The organism is Nocardia sp. NBC_00511 (assembly GCF_045161165.1).
In the GTDB taxonomy this organism is placed as follows: domain Bacteria; phylum Actinomycetota; class Actinomycetes; order Mycobacteriales; family Mycobacteriaceae; genus Nocardia.
Genome location: NZ_CP107849.1, coordinates 8715993 through 8731612, shown reverse-complemented (window position 1 = coordinate 8731612; position 15620 = coordinate 8715993). Strand labels below are relative to the sequence as shown.

Here is a 15620-nt window from a genome sequence, read left to right as displayed (position 1 = left end):
GGACATGCTCACATCACCGTCGGCGGCGTGGCAGACCTGGTTCGCAGGCGCGAGTTCGGCGGTGTTGCCCGCCGTGTCGAAGGTCCAGTCGCAACCGTCATCGAATTGAGGTTGTTCAGGTACGCCGGGTTCACCGGATCGTAGGCCCACGATCCGGTGAACAGCCGGGCGGGATCGGCCGGATCGGCGATATCGGCACGGGTGCGCTTGCCGGTGTCGAGGGTGAAGTCGACGGTGCCGAAGGCACTGATAGCTGTTGGCGCGCAACTGTTCCCGCTCACGCTCGCCCTGCACGGTTACGTGCCAGTAGTAGATGTTGTATCCGGATTGGATCACGTTGTTGAAGCAGTATTGATCGGTGGAGGTCAGGTCGAGTCCGTCACCGCTCGGCGCGAAATGCCAGGTGCAGCCTTGATCGGTGTGCCCGATGACCTCGTCCCCGCGGGGGCGCGGAAAGTTACCGGACCCGGAACAGAAAGGCGGCGACCCGGCCGGGTCGCCGCCTTCGGAAGCGTGCTGCTCAGTTGGTGATCCGCCCGCCCGCCACGTCGATCGTGATCCCGCTCAGATAGGACGAGGCGTCCGAGGCCAGGAACAACGCTGCTTCCGCGACATCCTCCGGCAGGCCGAGCCGCCGCAGCGGATGCGCCGCGGCCACCTGCTGCTGCACCGCCTCGGGCATGTTCGCGGCCACCTTCTCGGTCAGGATCGACGACGGCGCAAGGGCATTCACGCGAATGCCGCGCGGCCCGACCTCGGTGGCGAGGTGCCGGGTCAGCATGACGACCCCGGCATTGGCCACCCCGTAGGCGAGGTTGGCCTGGCTGGGCTGCCGTCCCGCCGCCGACGCCATCGTGATGATGCTGCCCGACCCCTGCGCCAGCAGCCCCGGCAGGAAGGCCTGCACGGTCAGGAACACCGACGTCAGATCCGAGTCCAGCACCCGACGCCAGAACTGTTCGGTGAGTTCGGAAATCGGGGTCGGATAGCCCATGCCACCGGCGAAGGCCGCGAGAATGTCGACCCGCCCGAATTCGGTCTCGACCTGGTCGCGGGCGGCGGCCAGCTCGGCGGCGGAGGTGACGTCGGCGACCGCGCCGATGGCGGTGCCGCCCGCCGCGCTGATCTCGGCGACCACGTCGTCGAGGGCGTTCTTGTCGCGTCCGATCACGCACACCCGCACGCCCTGGGCGGCGAGCATGCGGGCGGTACGTGCCCCGATGCCACGCGAGCCTCCGGTGACGACGGCAGACTTACCTGAGAGGTCGGCGTAGGAGCTGAGCATGAGAGTGAGCCTTTCCGAAAGGTGGACAGTGGTTTTCAGCGACGGGACAGGAAGACGACGGTGGTGGTCAGCCACAGCAGTCCGCCGAAACGGACCACCGGCATCAGCACGGTGAGCGCGGACGCCACCAGCCCCAGCGCCGACACCGCCGCCACGACCGTGATCGCGATGCCGAGCCACACCAGCCAGGACGGCAGCTTCCGTTGCAGCAGTGCGGGAATCACGATGCCCAGCACCAGCAGCCCGAATCCGGCAGCATAGGCCGGGCCGCCGCTGAGGAATCCCAGGTCGGCCAGCGCGCGAGCCAATTCCGGTGCGGCCGAAGCGGGTAGCCGCGCCCCGGCCCAGCCGAACAGCGCGCTGAGGGTGAGCGCACCGGCGGCCAGCGCGCCGCCGATCGCGGTGATGGCGGGTCCGGCCAGCTGCCGCTGGATCACTCCGGCCAGGATCGCCAGCGGCGCGGCGGACAGCAGCAGCAGGGCCGAACCGGCGTTGATGAGCCCGGTGTGCGCGGTGGTGTAGGTGAGCACGTCGGCTCCGCTCGCGTCCGGATGCGGGGTGCGGGCATTGGTGGCGACGTAGGCGACGGTCAGTACCGCGAAGGCGATGGCCGGGGCGAGCAGGGCGGGACTGAGTCGAGCGGGGCGAGCGACGGTGGTGGTGGTGGTGCTCATGTCGGGGTTCCTTCGATCTCGGGCGATCCGTATGCCTCCAATAATGATTACAGTTTGTAACGATTGTCAAGGGTGCATCGTTTTCCCGCTGCTACGATTACGCCCATGGATGCGAACCAGGAGGCTCAGCCGCAACGCGCACTCACCGCGGTCGGATTCCTATTGGCGCAGGTCGGGGCCTATGCCGCGAACCGATTCGCGGAACGCACCGCTGCCCTCGACCTGACGCCCGCCCACGCCGGACTGCTGCGGCTCCTGATCGCCCAGCCCGGCCGCAGTCAGCGCGAACTGGCCGACGAGCTCGGCATGCCGCCCAGCCGGTTCGTGCAATTCGCCGACAAGCTCGAGCAGCGCGGGCTGATCGAACGCAGGCGCAATCCCGACGACCGCCGGTTGCACGCGCTCTACCTGACCGAGGAGGGCCGCGGCGCACTGCTGAAAATCGCCGCGGTCGCGCGCGAAGCCGAGGAAAATCTGTGCCGCTCGCTCAGCGAGGCCGAGCACAAGCAGCTGTCGGCGCTCCTGGTGCGAATCGCCGCCGACCAGGGGCTCACCCCCGGGGTGCACCCGGGCTACAAGCGGGAGTGAAAACGGCTGCGCGTCAGGCGGATTCGAGGCCGAGCAACCGGCCCAGCACCGCGATCTGATCCGCGAACCGCTCGATCACCACGGGCGAGCTCGGATCGCCACCGTCGATCCCGGCGATGACCTGCGGCAGCGTGGTCGGGGCCATGGCCGCAGCCATCAGCATGACCAGCAGCACCGCCGGATCCAGTTCGGCGGACAGCCCACCCGATTCCTGTAGCGCGCGCAGCCGCTCGATGGCCGGCGCGAACATGTCGGTGCGCGCGTCGCGCTCCGAATCCGCTTCCGCGCCGGCGTATTCGAGGCCGCTCCAGGCCAGCAGCCGGGCCGCCGCCGGGTTGCGCGCCGCTTCCAGCGCGAAGTTGCGCATCTGCTCGGGCAGCGACAGCTCCGGCGGGGCGAGTTCGCGCTGCCGCTCGCGCCACTGCTGCGAAATCGCCTTGTACAGGCCCTCTTTGCCATCGAAGTAGTACGAGATCAGCTGCTGGTTGACCCCAGCACGGGTGGCGATGGCGCTGATCCGCGCGCCCGCGTAGCCGTGTGCGCCGAACTCGGCGGCGGCCGCCTCCAGGATCAGCGCACGGGTGCGCTCGGGATCGCGTTGGCGCTCCTGCGGGCCGGGCGACCTGCGCGGTTTCGACGACGGCATGCGGTGATGCTACCTCGGTCAGCACAATCATCTATCACCATGAATTAATCAAACAAACGATTGACAACTTCATGAGGGCGGTTGACGATGGAGGCACGGCCGCGAACGGCACGGTCACCAGAGCGAGAAGGTGGAAAATCATGTCCGGACTCGGAAAAGTGCTCATCTCCGGCGGCGGGCTCGGCGGGTTGGCACTCGCTCAGGCCCTCCGGCGCGGCGGCATCGAGGTGGCCGTGCACGAACAGGATCCGAGCCCGCGCACCCGAAACCAGGGCTATCGCATCCACATCGACGGCAACGGCAACGCGGCCCTGCGCGCCTGTCTGCCCACCGAGGTGCTCGACACCATCCTGCGCACCAGCGGCATCAACGGCGACCTGGTGGCGGGATACACGAGCGACCTGCGGCAGACCATGGCGCAGACCTTCGACGGCCTCGGCGACGACGAGATCACCCACGTGGATCGCGAGACCTTCCGCCGCGGCCTGCTCACCGGCCTCGACGACGCCGTGCACTTCGGGCACACCCTCACCGACTACCGGATCACCGAATCCGGCCGTGTCCGTATCGAATTCGCGGAGGGCGGCGGGGACGAGGGCGACCTGCTGATCGGCGCGGACGGCGTCGGTTCACCGGTGCGGCGACGGCTGCTGCCGCAGGCGGAGGTACGCGATCTCGGGTTGCGCTGCCTGTACGGGCGGATGCCCCTCACCGCGCAGACCACCACGCTGCTGCCCGCGGATTTCGATCGCGGATTCATCTGGGTCGCAGGCGAATCCGGCAGCGGGGTCGGGTTCGCTCCGCAGCGCTTCCGCGACCGCCCGGTCGGGGCCGTCGACTACCTGATGGTTGCCTACGCCGCGACCACCGAGCAGCTCGGCGTCCCCGACGACCGGCTCTACCGGCTGGATCCCGCCGACCTGTGGCAGGTCGTCACGGCCGCCACCGCGGACTGGCATCCGAAGCTGCGAGCCCTCATCGCGCACGCCGACCCGGACAGCTTCTTCCCCATCACGATTCGCGCCGGACAGCGCCTGGAACCGTGGCGGTCCGGGCCGATCACCCTGCTGGGCGACGCCATCCACACCATGCCGCCCACCGGCGGCGTCGGCGCGAACACGGCACTGCAGGACGCGGCAACCCTTGCGGCGGAACTGCTTTCGGCCGCGCGGGGTGAGAAGTCCGTGCTGGCGGCGGTCGCCGACTACGAGCGGGTGATGGTGCCACGCGGCTTCGACACCGTCGACAGCTCACTCCGGATGGCCGGGCAGCTCTTCGGTTGAGCTACGGCACAGCGGATTTCAGAACGTTCTCGACACTCGGCAGGTCGCCGTCCATCGCCGCACGCAGGATGCGGCGGAAGGTCGGGCATTCGGCGTGCCTCGGGGCCGGGCAGGCGGCGGCGTGACGCAGGCCCGCGCTGACGATGGTGAGCCGGGCGATGGTGCGGTCGAGGTCGTCGGCCTTGGTGGCGAGCAGCGCCCGGTCCACCCGCAGCTCACCGCCGGCGCCGAAGACCAGGGGGATCTCGTCGAGACTGAATCCGGCGGTGCGGCCCAGGGAGATCAGCGCCAGGCGCTCGAGCACATCGGCGTCGTATTGGCGGCGCAGGCCGTGGCGGCCCGAGGAAACGATCAGGCCCTTCTCCTCGTAGTACCGCAGGGTCGAGGCGGGGATGCCGCAGCGGCGCACCACCTCGCCGATATCCAGGGTTTCCATGGTTGACCTCAAGTCGACTTGAATTGAGACAGTGTATCGAGGTGCCCCACGAGGAAAGGACCGCGACCATGACCACTCCGGCCGAGAACGAGCAATCCGCGCGCTGGAACGGACCCTCCGGACACGCCTGGGTCGACACCCAGGCGATGCTCACCCAGGTCATGCAGCCCTTCGAACCGATCCTCGTCGACGCCGTGAAATCCAGATCCGCACACGATGTGCTGGATGTCGGCTGCGGTTTCGGGGCGACCACCCTGGCGGTGGCGCGGACGCTGGGCTCCGAGGTGCGCTGCACCGGCGTCGACATCGCCGAGCCGATGGTCACCGCCGCCCAGGCGAACGCCGACCGCGAGGACCTGCCGGTGCGCTTCCTGTGCGCCGACGCCCAGACCCACGATTTCGAGCCCGCCACCTTCGACATGATCATGTCCCGATTCGGAGTGATGTTCTTCCCCGACCCGATCGCGGCCTTCACCAACCTCCGCCGCGCCACACGTACGGGCGGCAGCCTCACCGCCATCGTATGGCGCGACACGCAAGACAACCCCTTCATGACAGCGGCCGAGCGCGCCGCCGCTCCCCTACTCCCCGACCTCCCTCCGCGAATCCCCAACGCGCCCGGCCAATTCGGCTTCTCGGACCGCGAGTTCGTCACCACCGTCCTGGAAGCCAGCGGCTGGACCGACATCGACATCAGCCAACTCGATGTCACCAGCGTCATGCCCGAACCCGAACTACTCGGCTACCTCTCCCGCTTCGGCCCCCTCGGCCAGATCCTCCCCAACGTCGAGGAACCCTTGCGCAGCCGAGTAATCGAAACGGCGCGCGCAGCCTTCGCCCCCTTCGTGCACGGCAACGAGGTCCGCTACAACGCCGCCTGCTGGATGGTCACCGCACACGCCTGACCTCGAATGTTGTTCGACGGTAAGCGATTTCGACAGACCAGGCGGCCAGGTCTGGCCGCGCCTCAGGCGATGCGGCGATGCGGCCGGGCGCTCAGGGTCTTCAACGCGCGCCCACTGTCCCGATGCACCTCCAGCATCGGGATACGCAGTGCCGCAGCTGTTTCCGACACACTGAGACCGAGAACCACACGCAGCGTGACGATCTCACGCTGCAGATCGGTCAATGGGGTGAGCGGGCTGCACGAGGGCACCTCGTAGCGGCACACCCGGACCGCGCGCCGGGCGGTCGAGTAGGCGAACTCGAGGAAGTCGCGACCCGCGGCGTGCGCGGCGGGCCAGCCGCCCACCACGGCCTCGCACACCTGAACGGCCAGTTCGTCCGACAGCCGGATGGTGCCCAGCCCGGCCCGGCAGTATCCGGTCACGAAAACCCTTGTGAAGCGCAGCAGTTCGGCGATGGCGGGACGGCGGCCGCGCGCGGCGGCGGTCAGGACGTCGGCGGCGGGCAACGGAAGACGCACCGAACGGGGCGGGCAATCGACGAGGGAGATGTCACCACTCACACGGACTACCGGGGAAACGACGGGCATGGGAGGTCCTCTGGTCCGCCGGGCAGCCGCCCGGCTATCGGAACTCCCCCTCTGTCACGGGACCTGAGAGTTTCACCGCTGACGCGGCTTGCACCGTAGGTGAGGCGCTCGGTGCGCCTGCTTTCCAGAGTGGCCTGGTCGAAACGGTAGCTGTGCCTGAGAGATTCCGGGGAGGTTGCTCCTTCGGCGCCCCCGTCGAGCGGGGACTCTCCCGCTCCGACTCCTAGCGGCCCGATGTTCGGTTATCTCACGACCCTAGTCGACGCCAACCTTCCCGACACCATTCAGCAAACTGCTGGCAGGTGCCTTGTGGCCGAACTCACGGTAGTCTCGCGACAACTCGGAGAGGCAGGCGATCCGTGCGCATCATCGATCTCTCGGTACCGATCCTGACCGGAATGCCGGTGTACCCCGGCGATCCCGAGGTCACGGTCCGACCGGCACTCACCGTCGCGCTCGACGGTGTGAACGTGCTGCACCTGGCGTTGGGTTCGCAGACCGGCACCCACGTCGACGCCCCACGGCACATCGACGATTCGCTGCCCGCCCTGGATGAGCTTCCGCTGGAACGGTTCGCGGGGCCCGCGGTGCTGGTGGACGCGCGCGACGCGGGCGCACGCGGGGCGATCGGCCCCGAATACTTCACCGGCAAGGTCCGGCCCGGCGTCATCGTGCTGGTGGAAACCGGCTGGTCACAGCATTGGGGCACAGTCGAATACCTCGCCCATCCGCACCTGACCCCGGCCGCGGCCGAACTGCTGATCGCCGCGGGCGTGCGCACCGTGGGCATCGACGCGCTCAGTGTCGACCCCACCCCGGCGCTCGAGATCCCGGTGCATCGCATCCTGTGCGGCGCGCAGGCGGTGATCGCGGAGAATCTGACCGATCTCGCGCAGGTGCGGGCCGCGCAGCAGACCGGGGCGCGGATCGAAGTCTCGCTGTTCCCGCTGCGCATCCCGGGTGGTGACGGCGCTCCGGTGCGGGCGGTGGCACGGATCGAGGACAGTCGGATACCCACGGAAACTGTGATTGATACCTGATTGTTCAGGGTTTGTAGCGCGGATCACTCGATATTCGTAGACTTCATGCAATCCCGGGGGGAGTCGGGGCCCCCGCACCGTGCTCGACCAGAAAGATGCTCCACGTGAATCGTTGTGCTGTATCCGCTTTACTGGCCGCCGCGACCATTCTGGCTGTCGCACCCGCCGCATCTGCGGAGATCGTTCTCACTGACTCGTCCAACTCGGACACCAAGGCGACCACCAGCACCGATCCGATGGTGTCGGAGGTCTTCGGATCCTCGGGCTTCAGTCTCGGCTCTGCGGGCGGTTCCTCGACCGATTCCGGCCAGAAGGGCCTGTGCACCGTGATCGGCAGCGCCTCGGCGCTGTCGGGGATGGCGGCACTCGGCTGCGGCGGCGTCTCGCCCGGCACGGTGGGCCCGATCATTCACTGACGCACCACGTCACCCGGAGCGAGCACAGCGAAGGGGCACCGGCGGATTCGCCGGTGCCCCTTCGCGTTGTGTGCGGCGGTTGCCGCTAACGGTTGTCGTCGGCGTTGCCGGCCTTCCACTGCTCCCACGGAATGTTCCAGTCGCCCAACCCGTCCAGGCCCGACAGCGTGCCGCCGACCGTGTTCTTCACGATCGTGATGTCGCCGCGTTTGACGTTGTCGTACACCCATTTGGCGTCGGACGGACTGAGATTCAGGCAGCCGTGACTGGTATTGGACGAGCCCTGCGCGCCCACCGACCACGGGGCCGAGTGAAAGAAGATGCCGGAGTAGGAGATTCGCGTCGCCCAGTCGACCGGAGTCTTGTAGCCGCTGGGCGAGTTCACCGGGACGCCGTAGGTGGAGGAGTCCATGATGATCTTGTCGAATTTGTCGCCGACGATGTAGACGCCATTGTCGGTGGGCGTGGAGTTCTTGCCCATCGAGGTCGGCATGGTCTTGATCACCTGCCCGTTGCGTTCCACCGTCACCATCTTCGTGTCGTCGTCGGCGGTGAAGACGGTCGCGTCGCCGATGCTGAAGCTCGAGGTCAGATCGGTGTCACCGACCAGCCCGTTGCCGAGGTCACGCCCGTAGACGTTCACCGCGATATCGACCTTGGTGCCGGGCGCCCAATAGCTCTGCGGCCGCCACCGCACCTCGCGGTTGTTGACCCAGTAGAACGCGCCCTCCACCGCGGGTGTGGTGGTGATCTTTATCGCGGCCTGCGCGGCCTTGCGGTCCGGGATGTTCTCGTCGAACTGCACGGCCACCGGCTGCCCGATGCCGACCACGTCGTTCTCGGCGGGCAGCAGATAGGGATGCGTGCGATTGTGCGGCGAGATAGTGGTGAAGCTCATGGTGCTGGTGGTCGCGCCACCGAGCCCGACAGCGGCCGCGGTGAGCTGATAAGTGCGTCCGAAGCCCAACTGCTCGGCCAACTTCCACGAACTGCCGTCCGGGGCCAGCTGCCCGTTGACCGGCTTGCCGTCCGGGCTGGTCAGCGTCACCGCGGTGAACCGGCCATCCTCGACCCGCAACGTGATGTCGGCGGGCGCCACCCCCTTGTCGCCATCCTTGATCGGTGAGATCAGCTTCGGCTTCGTCAGCTCACCGATAGGGTTGGAATCGATTGCCACCGTTGCGGAATCGCTCTTCCCGCCGGACGAGCATCCGACCACCGCCAACGCCAGCACGGTCAGCACCGCGCCTGCCACCAGCCCGCGCCTGCCGCGACCACCACTCATCTGCAACCCCGATCCACGTCTCGGAGCGCGACCCGGTCACCGACTGCCTCGGCCCCGGCCACGCCAGTTCGACCCACCTCGCCTGCCGCGAACGGTCCGCACCCGCCCGGTCTGCCAACCCGGCCGAACATCCCGCCCACCACAGCGCTTCGTACCGAACATCCTCAAACAACCGCGCCGCGTTAACAACTCCCCAACCCTCACCAAACCACCAGCTCAGGGGGGCGATTTCACTTTCCACGGTCATCCCTGTTAATGTTCTTTCCGCACCGCAGAGAGCCCGAGCGAGAGCCCAGGCCCCCGGCGGCGAGAAATGCGCCATTAGCTCAATTGGCAGAGCAGCTGACTCTTAATCAGCGGGTTCGGGGTTCGAGTCCCTGATGGCGCACAAGAAAAGGCCCCTCCTGCCAGCGGAAACGCTGGATCAGGAGGGGCCTTAATCATGGCTACTGTAGCTTCAGCTGTAGCTTACGGACCGAACCTCGCCATCCCGGAGGTTGCCGTCGCTCGCCGCATCCGCGTGATCCTCGACACATCCCGAACGGTCGCGACGGCGGAGTCCGACGACGTCGTCACGCAGCGGTTGAGCGAATGCGGCCAACTCCGAGGGGAGCTTCTCGGCTGGCTCGCTGAAATCCTCTTGGAATCCAAGGATTAGCCGCTCGGAAGGCCCGGTGATCTTGCTGGATTTTACCGACGCTTCGTTCCAAACGGAAGGGACAGCGTGTCCTACACGTGCACGCCGACCCGGTCCGCGAGTGCCCGCAACGGGCTGCGACGGTCGTAGTCAAGTAGCTCGGCCACAACCTGCTTCATCAGCGACTGGTACTTCGTCCATTCCGCACCGCCCACACGCTCACAGGTCAGCAGCAGGTCGAGTGCCTTCTGGTGCTCGCCGATCCGCGTCAACGCCGCCGCCTGGTCCAGAAGGTGCCGAGCCTGCGATACCTGCGTAAGACCGGCGCCGCGGTTCGGCATCTCCTTCGCCACGACCAGCGCTTCGGGGTACCGCTCGGACGACACATTGATATCGACCTGCTGCATCACGACTTGGCTGGGCCCGAAGTTGCATTCATAGTGCTTGGTGTCAGCACCCAGTCGAGTCGCAACCTCCGCCGAAGCGGACGCGAGATCCAGTGCGGCACCGGTCTTCTGGTTACGCCCGGACGCCGTAGCACCTTGCAACACGAGCGACCCGTAGACGGCGAGCTGATCCTCAGCGACATCGCCGACAGGCTCAACGGAAGCAGCGGCTTTGAGCGCGACCCGATGCGATTCCTCATAGCGGCCCTGAACCAGCAGTTGCCACGCAACGGAGCCCTGCAGCGTGGCGGACAGCAGCGGGTCGTTGCCCTTCTTCGCGGCGTCCAGAGCGTCCCGGATCGCGATGAACGCTGGATCCGTTTGTCCGAGGTGCACCAGCGTGCAGCCTGTCACCCAGTACATGCGGGCCAGCAACTCGTGCGCCGATGCCACATCGGGTTCCTGTGCGGCATGTGCGGTCGCCCGGAGCTGTGTAATGCCGGACGGCAGGATCGAGGTGAGCACCTCGTATCGGCCGTTCCAGTAAGCGCCCCAGGCGTAGTGGACCGATCGCTGAGCGTCAGCAATGGTGACGGGCTGATCGCCCGGTTCATCGAGGAGGTCGTCAACGGAGGTCAGGGCGCGGCGAATCGCTACGACGCCGGCGTCCGGGTCGGTCGACGGGATGCCGTAGCGCTTGCCGACGAGATCGGCGATGTCGACGTCGAGTGCCTTCGCGATGCGATGCAGGGTGGCGATCGACGCGCCACGACGTTTGCCCTGTTCGAGCTTGCGGATGAGGTCGACGCTGATGTCTGCGCGTTCGGCAACTTGCTTCTGCGTCAGAGCGTTTCCTCGGAATTGGCGGATACGTGCGCCGATGGTCGGCTCGTCCATTGGATGTCCCTCGTGGATGGTGGCTGAGATGCCTCACCGAGCGTAGCGAGAAATCGGGGCACGAGTAGGACATGGCGTCCTACTCGTAATGGTTTGTTCATACCTACCGTCAGTTATGCGGCCCCGGCGGCTGACGGCGCGTCCAAGGTACCTCCGCCGCCGGGTGCCGCTTCCACCACAGGACGGTTCTAAGAAAGGGCCCGACCATGGTCCTGGTCGAGATCCCCGGCGGCCCCGACGCCAAGGCGCTGCGGGCCGCACTCACGCACGACAACGGCGAGTGGGCGCTACGAAACCCCCACGACGCCATGCAGATCCACGTCGACTGCCGAGTCGGCGTATGCGTCGCGAAGACCGTCGGCTGGGGTGAGCTGCAGCGGCAGGGCAAGCTCGTCCCCGACTCCGGCCGGATACGGCGATGAGCGCGCCCGGCCGAGAGGGCGGACCGATGGGATTCCTGCACGGACCCGACGGGCTTTACGCCATCGGCGACGATGGCTTCCCACTCAGCGCCGAGGAACTGCTGGAACTCGAGGAGCCGACGCGACGGGAGCTCGAGCGGTACGCGGTCATCGACATCGAGCCATGACCGCCGAACCGTTCGGCCCCATCCGACCCGAGGATGCCGTCGATGGCTGGAAGCTCGAAGGCGACCCAGCCGAGTGGTGGCTGACCAAGGAGCTACCGAACGGCGTCACCGCGCGCATCAAGGGGACCACCGCGAAATGCTGCGCGTGGACGGTCGCCTGGCGCGAGGCGTCCGAGTACTCGGTTGCTGAGGCCCGCGAGCGCGCTGACCGGTTCATCGTGTCGGCGGATGGGCGCGATGTCCTGTCCATCGAACGTAACCATCCTCGCGCCTACCGCCGTCGCTGACCGATCGTGCCAATTCTTCGAGCGCAGCTACACAGCCGCAGCCTTGTCGGGCAGCATTCACGCCACGGTGCGTCGGGGTCACCGATCCAGATAGGGCGGTCCACGCATATGACGCGGACCGAATACGAAAGTCATCATATGAATCGCATTGTGCGCGTTGCTGTTCTGTCCACCCTCGCCGTCGTCGGCATCGTCACCACCGCAGGCGCAGCCTCTGCGGACCGCACGGGAATCATCAACGGATACTCGGCATGCCAAGACACGGCGACGTCGTATCGCAATGCTGGATACACCGCCGACTGCATCCTGCTGCAGGGCGACAAGTACGTCGTCGACTACCACCGCAGCGACAGCGGCAACGCATCTCCCCTCAGCCTCCAAGGGTTCGCGCAACAGCTCGCCGGAATCCTTGCCAGCGGCAGCGCTTCCGCATCCCAGTAGCGCCGCCATGGGACTCATCCGCAAGACCCTGATGATCGCCACCGGTGGCGCGGTCCGCGGGAGCAGCAAGAAACAGCGCGTCGCCAGGGCTCAGCTGAACGAGCTGCGCAAGCAGACCTCAATCGCCGAGCAGCAGGCGAAGAACATCGGCAACTCACAGCCGATGCCGAACATCCCCGCGGTGAGCGGCAGCCAGCCTCCGACACCTATGTCCTTTCGCCCGGGCCGCATACCTCCGATCACCGCCCGGAGCGGCAGCATCCTGATCAGGTTCGACGGTGCGGTCATCGACGTTTCCCAACCGGCCGGCCGAAGCTCCATCCCACTCGGGCAGTTGGAGAGCGCCACCCTGACAAGGGCCGTCTTCGGCAAGTCCAAGCTGGAGTTCCGGATCAAGGACGACGCCAATCCCGTACTGGTCACCCTTGGCTCCGACCACCACCAGTTCGACCGGCTGATCGAAAAGATCTACCTGCACGGAGTCACCGCATAAGTCCGGGCATGCGAAAAGCCGCCCCAGCCAGTACGGCTGGGGCGGCTTTTCATGTGCGCGAGTGTGTTACAGATCCTTCCCGGTCCAGTCGTCGAGTTCCCACCCGTAGCTCGCGGTGCCGCTGCCGTCCTTCGCTGAGGAGCAGACGATGCCGGTCAGTCGAGTGGTGGCGTCGATCGCGATGAGGTGGCCGCTGTCCACCCAAACAACCGCGGGCAGGGTGGCCGAGCTGCCGATGTAAGCCCGGTAGGTGTGGCCGGCCGCGTCGAACCGGATCGTGACGACGTTCGGCACCGACACAGCCACCGTCTGCCGCACCGTGCGTGTCCCGCCGATGACGGTGACGATCGCGACCGTCGTTGTGGTGGCGATCATCTCGACCCGATCGAAGCCGGTGTTGCCACGCACGATGAGACCGGACCCCAGCGAGGAGTCCGGGTTCACGCCGGCGGTCACGACAACCGCGGTTGCCTCCACATCGTTCGTGCCGGTGGGCGTCGACCACAGCGCCGGATAGTAGGTGGTGGCCGAGTTCGGGCCCGAGCTGCCAGCGCGCACCTGGTTGGACGCGATGATCGGTGCGTTCGCGCCCACCAGCCAGGAAACACCGAGTGATCCGCGGCCGAACGAATCGTTGAACGCGAGCTTGCTGGCCGGAGGTCCCGGCAGCACGATGCCCGGCGGCAGCACGAGTTCCTCGGCCGCGAGGCGTGCGTGCAGGCGGCGGGGTTCGGCGAGAATGCGTTGCGTCCGGTTCTCGGCACAGATCACCAGCGTGCGGTCCTCGGCTGTAATGCGTTGGGTGCGTTCGGGTGGCGTGACGGGTTCGGGTGCGCCGACGATGTGCATGCTGGCGCGCAACGTCGCGGTCAGCGTCGAGGAGTTCGCTGCTGCGTGCAGTACGCCGGCCATCCCTGCGGTGAGTGTTCCGGTCAGGGCGGTGCTGGCGTCGACCGGCGTGCGGCGCCCCATAGCGGCGGTCGCGGTGGCGGTCAGGGTGGTGAGCGCTTGGGCGGTCTTCACCCCGGCCCCGGTGCGGATCATGCTCGCGGTGCGGGTGCCGGTGAGAGTCGAGGTGGGTGCTTCGGCGTAGGTGCCCATCGCCGCGGTGAGTGTCGCGGTGAGCGTGGCCGTTGCGTCGACCGGCCGGGTGGTGACGAAGTCGGCGGTAAGTGTCGCGGTCAGGGTGGAGGTGGCCGCGATTGTGGTGGCGCTGGCGGCCGCCGCGGTGAGGGTGGCTGTGCCGGTGAGGGTGGCGTCTACTCCGGCGGTGCGGTGGAAAGCCGCGGTCAGGGTTCCGGTGAGCGTGCTGCTGGCGTCGACAGTGGGGCCGGTCGCCATGTCGGCGGTCAGTGTTGCCGTCAGGGTCGAGGTGGCCGCGACGTTGGCGCTGCGCTGTGCTGCCGCGGTGAGGGTGGCTGTGCCGGTGATCGACGCGTCGGCGGGGGCGCTTCGAACAGCGGCGGCGGTGAGTGTTGCCGTGCCGGTGATCGACGCGTCCGCGGGAACGTACGGCTTGGCCGTTCGAGGACGGTAGTTCGATACCGGCCGGGCGCGCCCGATCCGAGACACGCAGTGGCCCTTACTCTTCGAAGATCACGTAGCAGAGGGCGTTGATCGTTGTCGCGGTGGTCATCCGGATGCGCAGCAGATCGTTGGCCTGCACGCCGGGTTCGCGGTCGAGGGGGAACTGCTGGCTGAAGCTCTGCCCCCATTCGGTGCGGTCGGCCAGCGGGCGCGTCGAGGTGATCGTGCCTTCGGCGGAGGCGGTGTATCCGGAGGCCGAGGTCCCCAACGAGATCGCTGAGGCAGCCGATCCGGCGTCGTCGTACTTGATGACATCGCCTGAGGCGTAGGCGGTTACGGTCGCCGCCACCGTTCCGGTCGTGATGAGCTCGACCTTGACCAGACTGGTGGGCACGGCATCGAAGCTGTAGCCCCACTCCAGGATTGCGATGTTGGTGGTCGGCTTGAGCTGCAACATCGTCTTCACGGATGTGCCAGTGGCCACCGACGCCAACGCTCCGGTGAGCGCTGCGGTGGCTCCATTCCAGACGATGAATCGTCTGCGCGCCATAGGATCTCCTTCAGAAAGAAGTGGGCCGGTTGATCGACTGCATCGGCATGGCGACGTCGACGGGCCGCAGATCACCGAAGACGAAGTCGTCAAATCCCATGCAGCCGTTGATGCTTGAGGCGTCGGAGTTGTACTGCATGATCGCGCCGCCATATCGGCCGGTCGTCGAGACGGTTGCGCCGGTGTCGGCCCAGGTCACGATGGTGCTGCCGTTGTAGGTGCCGTAGAAGGTGCCGTTCGCGACGTAGAACTCGATGCGGCTGCCTGCGGGCATGTCGGATCCGCCGTTGACGTTGGCGTAGCCGCCACCCTGCGCGGTGAGACTGCCGGCCGCCCATGTGTTCATGGTGTAGATGCCGATCTGTCTGTTCGTGATGAACAAGACGGCGACGGTGCCCGAGGTCGCGTTGTTCGGTGACCGCAGGAACAGGCAGGACGCGGTGCCGCCGCTGGTGCCGGGATGCAACGCGGCGACGGTGACCGCCGAATACTGGTCCGGGCCGCGGGTCGGACGGCCGGTGAATTCGGCCGGATAGAAGCCAGCCGTCGTGTTGGTGGTGAGCACGCCTGACGCGGTCAGCGGATTCGTGCTGCCGTTGCGCCGGACCCAGGCGCTGGCGAGAGTGCTCGGGAATCCGTCGTAGCGCCGATACCACTGCAGCACA

22 protein-coding genes, 1 tRNA gene and 1 riboswitch are annotated in these 15620 nt (G+C 67.1%); of the genes, 12 read left to right on the top strand and 11 right to left on the bottom strand.

Annotated elements, in window-relative coordinates; translation table 11 throughout:
* Nucleotides 1–8 precede the first annotated feature (8 nt).
* From OG300_RS40680 to OG300_RS40670, 3 genes are all read right to left on the bottom strand, one after another.
* Nucleotides 9–281, bottom strand: coding sequence for a hypothetical protein (locus OG300_RS40680; protein ID WP_405490559.1), 273 nt, complete (start codon nt 279–281; stop codon nt 9–11).
* A gap of 239 nt (nt 282–520) precedes the next feature.
* Entirely contained in the window at nt 521–1285 is a 765-nt protein-coding gene (locus OG300_RS40675; RefSeq protein WP_405490557.1) for an SDR family NAD(P)-dependent oxidoreductase, read from the bottom strand.
* Between the two features lie 35 nt (nt 1286–1320).
* Entirely contained in the window at nt 1321–1959 is a 639-nt protein-coding gene (locus OG300_RS40670) for a DUF4386 domain-containing protein (RefSeq protein WP_405490555.1), read from the bottom strand.
* Between the two features lie 105 nt (nt 1960–2064).
* Here OG300_RS40670 and OG300_RS40665 point away from each other — a divergent pair, with 105 nt between their 5' ends.
* Nucleotides 2065–2547 (top strand): MarR family winged helix-turn-helix transcriptional regulator, encoded by a 483-nt coding sequence (locus tag OG300_RS40665; RefSeq protein WP_405490553.1) that lies wholly within the window; start codon nt 2065–2067, stop codon nt 2545–2547.
* Between the two features lie 13 nt (nt 2548–2560).
* Here the strand turns inward: OG300_RS40665 and OG300_RS40660 are convergent, their stop codons facing one another.
* The gene (locus OG300_RS40660; RefSeq protein WP_405490551.1) at nt 2561–3193 is read right to left on the bottom strand and encodes a TetR/AcrR family transcriptional regulator; all 633 of its coding nucleotides are present in this window, start codon (nt 3191–3193) and stop codon (nt 2561–2563) included.
* A 140-nt stretch (nt 3194–3333) separates the two neighbouring features.
* On the opposite strand from OG300_RS40660, the gene OG300_RS40655 reads away from it, so the two are divergent.
* Complete coding sequence (locus OG300_RS40655; RefSeq protein ID WP_405490549.1) at nt 3334–4476, top strand: FAD-dependent oxidoreductase; 1143 nt, start codon at nt 3334–3336, stop codon at nt 4474–4476.
* A gap of 1 nt (nt 4477) precedes the next feature.
* Here the strand turns inward: OG300_RS40655 and OG300_RS40650 are convergent, their stop codons facing one another.
* Nucleotides 4478–4912: a helix-turn-helix domain-containing protein gene (locus OG300_RS40650; RefSeq protein ID WP_405490547.1), complete on the bottom strand. Its 435-nt coding sequence runs from the start codon at nt 4910–4912 to the stop codon at nt 4478–4480.
* A gap of 68 nt (nt 4913–4980) precedes the next feature.
* Between OG300_RS40650 and OG300_RS40645 the strand changes: the two genes are divergently transcribed.
* Nucleotides 4981–5817 (top strand): class I SAM-dependent methyltransferase, encoded by an 837-nt coding sequence (locus OG300_RS40645; RefSeq protein ID WP_405490545.1) that lies wholly within the window; start codon nt 4981–4983, stop codon nt 5815–5817.
* Between the two features lie 62 nt (nt 5818–5879).
* Here the strand turns inward: OG300_RS40645 and OG300_RS40640 are convergent, their stop codons facing one another.
* Nucleotides 5880–6407: a hypothetical protein gene (locus OG300_RS40640; RefSeq protein ID WP_405490543.1), complete on the bottom strand. Its 528-nt coding sequence runs from the start codon at nt 6405–6407 to the stop codon at nt 5880–5882.
* A gap of 134 nt (nt 6408–6541) precedes the next feature.
* Nucleotides 6542–6631: riboswitch (glycine riboswitch) on the bottom strand.
* Between the two features lie 135 nt (nt 6632–6766).
* On the opposite strand from OG300_RS40640, the gene OG300_RS40635 reads away from it, so the two are divergent.
* Both OG300_RS40635 and OG300_RS40630 read left to right on the top strand, forming a co-directional pair.
* Nucleotides 6767–7447 (top strand): cyclase family protein, encoded by a 681-nt coding sequence (locus OG300_RS40635; RefSeq protein ID WP_405490541.1) that lies wholly within the window; start codon nt 6767–6769, stop codon nt 7445–7447.
* Between the two features lie 104 nt (nt 7448–7551).
* Nucleotides 7552–7863 carry a hypothetical protein gene (locus OG300_RS40630; protein ID WP_405490539.1) on the top strand — a complete coding sequence of 104 codons (312 nt, stop codon included), beginning with the start codon at nt 7552–7554 and terminating at the stop codon, nt 7861–7863.
* A gap of 85 nt (nt 7864–7948) precedes the next feature.
* On the opposite strand, the gene OG300_RS40625 is transcribed toward OG300_RS40630, so the two are convergent.
* Nucleotides 7949–9148 carry an Ig-like domain-containing protein gene (locus OG300_RS40625; protein ID WP_405490537.1) on the bottom strand — a complete coding sequence of 400 codons (1200 nt, stop codon included), beginning with the start codon at nt 9146–9148 and terminating at the stop codon, nt 7949–7951.
* Between the two features lie 315 nt (nt 9149–9463).
* Here OG300_RS40625 and OG300_RS40620 point away from each other — a divergent pair.
* Nucleotides 9464–9536 (top strand) — tRNA-Lys (locus OG300_RS40620).
* Nucleotides 9537–9590: 54 nt separating this feature from the next.
* A complete protein-coding gene (locus OG300_RS40615) occupies nt 9591–9806 on the top strand; it encodes a hypothetical protein (protein WP_405490535.1) in 216 nt (71 codons plus the stop codon).
* 71 nt (nt 9807–9877) lie between these two features.
* Here OG300_RS40615 and OG300_RS40610 read toward each other — a convergent pair whose 3' ends face one another.
* Complete coding sequence (locus OG300_RS40610; RefSeq protein WP_405490533.1) at nt 9878–11068, bottom strand: helix-turn-helix domain-containing protein; 1191 nt, start codon at nt 11066–11068, stop codon at nt 9878–9880.
* A gap of 206 nt (nt 11069–11274) precedes the next feature.
* On the opposite strand from OG300_RS40610, the gene OG300_RS40605 reads away from it, so the two are divergent.
* The 5 genes from OG300_RS40605 (at nt 11275) to OG300_RS40585 (ending at nt 12878) form a co-directional block, all read left to right on the top strand.
* Complete coding sequence (locus tag OG300_RS40605; protein WP_405490531.1) at nt 11275–11490, top strand: hypothetical protein; 216 nt, start codon at nt 11275–11277, stop codon at nt 11488–11490.
* Nucleotides 11487–11657 carry a hypothetical protein gene (locus tag OG300_RS40600; protein ID WP_405490529.1) on the top strand — a complete coding sequence of 57 codons (171 nt, stop codon included), beginning with the start codon at nt 11487–11489 and terminating at the stop codon, nt 11655–11657. The genes OG300_RS40605 and OG300_RS40600 overlap by 4 nt, the downstream gene beginning before the upstream one ends.
* Nucleotides 11654–11944: a hypothetical protein gene (locus OG300_RS40595; protein ID WP_405490527.1), complete on the top strand. Its 291-nt coding sequence runs from the start codon at nt 11654–11656 to the stop codon at nt 11942–11944. The genes OG300_RS40600 and OG300_RS40595 overlap by 4 nt, the downstream gene beginning before the upstream one ends.
* A gap of 138 nt (nt 11945–12082) precedes the next feature.
* Nucleotides 12083–12385: a hypothetical protein gene (locus OG300_RS40590; protein WP_405490525.1), complete on the top strand. Its 303-nt coding sequence runs from the start codon at nt 12083–12085 to the stop codon at nt 12383–12385.
* Nucleotides 12386–12392: 7 nt separating this feature from the next.
* The gene (locus tag OG300_RS40585) at nt 12393–12878 is read left to right on the top strand and encodes a hypothetical protein (RefSeq protein WP_405490523.1); all 486 of its coding nucleotides are present in this window, start codon (nt 12393–12395) and stop codon (nt 12876–12878) included.
* 66 nt (nt 12879–12944) lie between these two features.
* Here OG300_RS40585 and OG300_RS40580 read toward each other — a convergent pair whose 3' ends face one another.
* Genes OG300_RS40580 through OG300_RS40570 form a run of 3 tightly spaced genes read right to left on the bottom strand, consistent with a single transcriptional unit; the run spans nt 12945 to nt 15619 of the window.
* On the bottom strand, nt 12945–14450 hold the full coding sequence (locus OG300_RS40580; RefSeq protein ID WP_405490521.1) for a hypothetical protein: 1506 nt from the start codon (nt 14448–14450) through the stop codon (nt 12945–12947).
* Nucleotides 14451–14460: 10 nt separating this feature from the next.
* Nucleotides 14461–14955 (bottom strand): hypothetical protein, encoded by a 495-nt coding sequence (locus tag OG300_RS40575; RefSeq protein WP_405490519.1) that lies wholly within the window; start codon nt 14953–14955, stop codon nt 14461–14463.
* 10 nt (nt 14956–14965) lie between these two features.
* Nucleotides 14966–15619, bottom strand: coding sequence for a hypothetical protein (locus OG300_RS40570; protein WP_405490517.1), 654 nt, complete (start codon nt 15617–15619; stop codon nt 14966–14968).
* Between the last annotated feature and the right edge of the window lies 1 nt (nt 15620).